The organism is Leisingera sp. F5, assembly GCF_001593695.1.
Genome location: NZ_LUKH01000332.1, coordinates 1 through 2,820 on the forward strand (window position 1 = coordinate 1; position 2,820 = coordinate 2,820).

The following is a 2,820-nucleotide window of genomic DNA, read 5'->3' on the forward strand; positions in this document are numbered from 1 at the left end:
CTAGCTTTAAAAACTCCGTGCTCTTGGAGGGCGGGAATTTCAATGGCTGCATTTTTAAAGAACACGTAGACTTTGATGGCTGTATTTTTAGGGGGCGCGCAGATTTTTCTTGGAGCCGTTTTGACGGAGATGTCTCTCTCGTTGGAGGTGATTTCTGTGGTGTGCTGAGTTTTGAAGATGTGCGAGCAGCCGGAGGTTTTGACTTAAGCTACTCAAAGTTAAAGAAAGACTTAGTGCTAGATGGTGCAACCATTAAGGATGCTGATTGTTCCTATCTAAGCGTAGCAGGCAGTATCGAGGCAAGCGCTACTCAGTTTGTAAGGAAAGTCACCTTCCACCGGGCAAAAGTCGATGGAGATGCAAACTTTTTTGAAAGCTCATTTGGTCCGCGTTCAAAGTTTTCTTATGTCGTTTTTCACGGGTTTGCTAATTTTCCAGACACTTTTTTTTCCGAATTTTCACACTCTATCCACAGTGAAGTTGACTTCTCTGGGTGTTCATTTGAAAAGCCTGCCAACTTCAATGGGGCAAGGTTTTCAGGGGCTTACCCAATTTTTCATGGATCAATCCTGCATGAACAAACGACCTTTTCGGCCAACCCGCGCCTTTGGCCAGAAGGTGAGGAACTACTCTCGGAATACGCGCGAAACAGCTGCGCCACCATCCGCCACCTCCTCGCCAAACAAGGCCTCCCCGAAGACGAGCACTTCTTCTTCCGCCGGGAGATGCACTTCGCCGGCAGGATCGGCTCGATCTGGCAGCGGCTGCCCTATCTGCTGTTCGGGTTGTTCTCCGAATACGGCTATTCCATTCTTCGGCCCACGTTGTGGCTCTTGGGTGTCTGGGCCTTGGGCTTTGCCGCCTTCTGGGGCTATTTCTCGGGCTGCTGCGTGCTGGCACCCGACAGCGTGATTGAACGCCCGATGGGATCGGCGATGGCGCTCAGCTTGTCCAACCTGTTTCCGCTGTTCGGGTTCGGGCGGACGTTCCTGCTGGAGGAATTGAAGGCTCTGCCCGCAGTCCTGCAGTTCTTCTCCGGCTTTCAGACCGTCGCCAGCCTGCCGCTGCTGTTCTTCCTCGGCCTGGGCCTGCGCCAGCGGTTCCGGCTGCGCTAATTCTGCAGCCCAAACGCGCGAAGCATTGATGCGGCAAGAGGCTTCCTGCATTGCACACGCTCCCTCACGCGGTAAGCTGGCAAAAAGACCCTTGGGCTACCGGGGGACAAGACATGAGGAGTGAGCCGATGAAGCTGATTATCCGGGTTGTAACGGCGCTGGTGCTGACGGTGGTTGTGCTGGCGGGGCTGGTGCTGCTGCTGCCGGGCGAAAAGATCGCGCGGCTGGCCGCCGATCAGCTGGAGACGCAGACCGGCCGCAAGCTGGATTTTGGTGGCAAAGTGCGGTTCACCTTCTGGCCCACGCTGGGGGTGAAGGCGGACGCGGTGACGCTGTCCAATGCGGATTGGGCGGGTCCCGAGCCGATGCTGCGGGCCGAGCGGCTGACCATCGGGGTGGCGGCGGCAGAGCTGCTGCAGGGCGACGTGCGAGTCACGGAAGTCTCGGCGATCCTGCCGCATCTGAACCTGGCCACCAACGAGGACGGAACCGGCAATTGGGTCTTTGGCGGTGGTGCGCCAGCCTCCGGCGGCACGGGTTCAGGAAGCAGCAGCGCGCTGCCGCTCAGGATCGAGGCGGTGGAGCTGACCGGGGCCTCGCTGCGCTATGCTGCACATGGCGAAGCGCCGGTGGAGATGAAGAGCATCGACCTCAGCCTGCTGTGGCCGGACCCGGCGGGAACGGTGATTGCCAAGGCAACCCTGCGCCCGGCCGGGGAGCCGGTGGAGGTGGATGCCGAGATCGGCACCTTTGCAGCGTTTCTGGCCGGTGAGGTGTCCTCCATCGGGGCAACAGTGACGGCACCGGGCGGCAAGGCGCGGTTTGACGGTCATGCCGATATCAATGGCGAAGCCAGCGGGCGGCTGACTTTTGGCGCCGGGAACGCGTTGCAGACGGGTGCCGCACTGGGGCTGGCCCTGCCGGATGCCTTGGCGCAAAAGACCGTGTTCGGCGCCGATGTGACCTATACCGCCGACGGGCGGCTGTCGATGCGCGATCTGGCGGTTGAGCTGGGCGGCAACAAGCTGACCGGCGCCGCGGATGCAGAATTCAAGGAGCGGCCTGAGTTCACTGCGCAACTGCGCGGCGGCGCGTTGGATTTCTCTGCGTTTACCGGCGGGCCGGGCGGGTCCGGGAGCGGCGGGGCAGCCGCGGCTGGCTGGCCGAAGGGCGCAATCGATGCCTCGGCGCTGGGGCTGGCGGATGCTGTCGTGGACCTGTCCTTTGATAGCCTGAAAACCGGTAGCGTGATCCTGGGCGCCAGCACGCTGAACCTTACGGTTGAGCGCAGCCGCGCGGTGCTGAAATTCCTGCCGGCGTCCATGTTCGGCGGCCGGATGCAGGGACAGGTGGTTGCCAACAACCGCAATGGCCTGTCGGTGGGTGGCAAGCTTTCGTTCAACGGCATCCGTCTGGAGCGCGCGCTGGGAGAAACCGCGGGCTACAGCCGGCTGAACGGCGAGGCGCTGGGGGAATTGGAGTTCCTAGGGGCCGGAAACTCGGTAGACGCGATCATGCGCTCGCTCAGCGGCAAGGGCTGGCTGGAAGCGGGCAGGGGGTTTTTTACCGGTTTCGATCTGGAGCAGCTGATGCGCTCGGGCGGCAATGGCGGCAGCACCGTGTTTGATCAGATGACAGCCAGTTACACGATTGAAGGCGGCAACCTGCGCAATCAGGATCTTCTGGTTCTGCTCAAGGGGTTCCG

Annotated in this window: 2 protein-coding genes; both read left to right on the plus strand. The window is 60.7% G+C overall.

From position 1 onward, the window contains the following. The coding region (locus A2I95_RS29770; protein WP_291735681.1) for a pentapeptide repeat-containing protein at window positions 1-1,115 on the plus strand (1,115 nt) is incomplete at its 5' end. A gap of 128 nt (window positions 1,116-1,243) precedes the next feature. Next, a partial coding sequence (locus tag A2I95_RS29775) for an AsmA family protein (RefSeq protein ID WP_291735685.1) occupies window positions 1,244-2,820 on the plus strand: 1,577 nt, incomplete at its 3' end.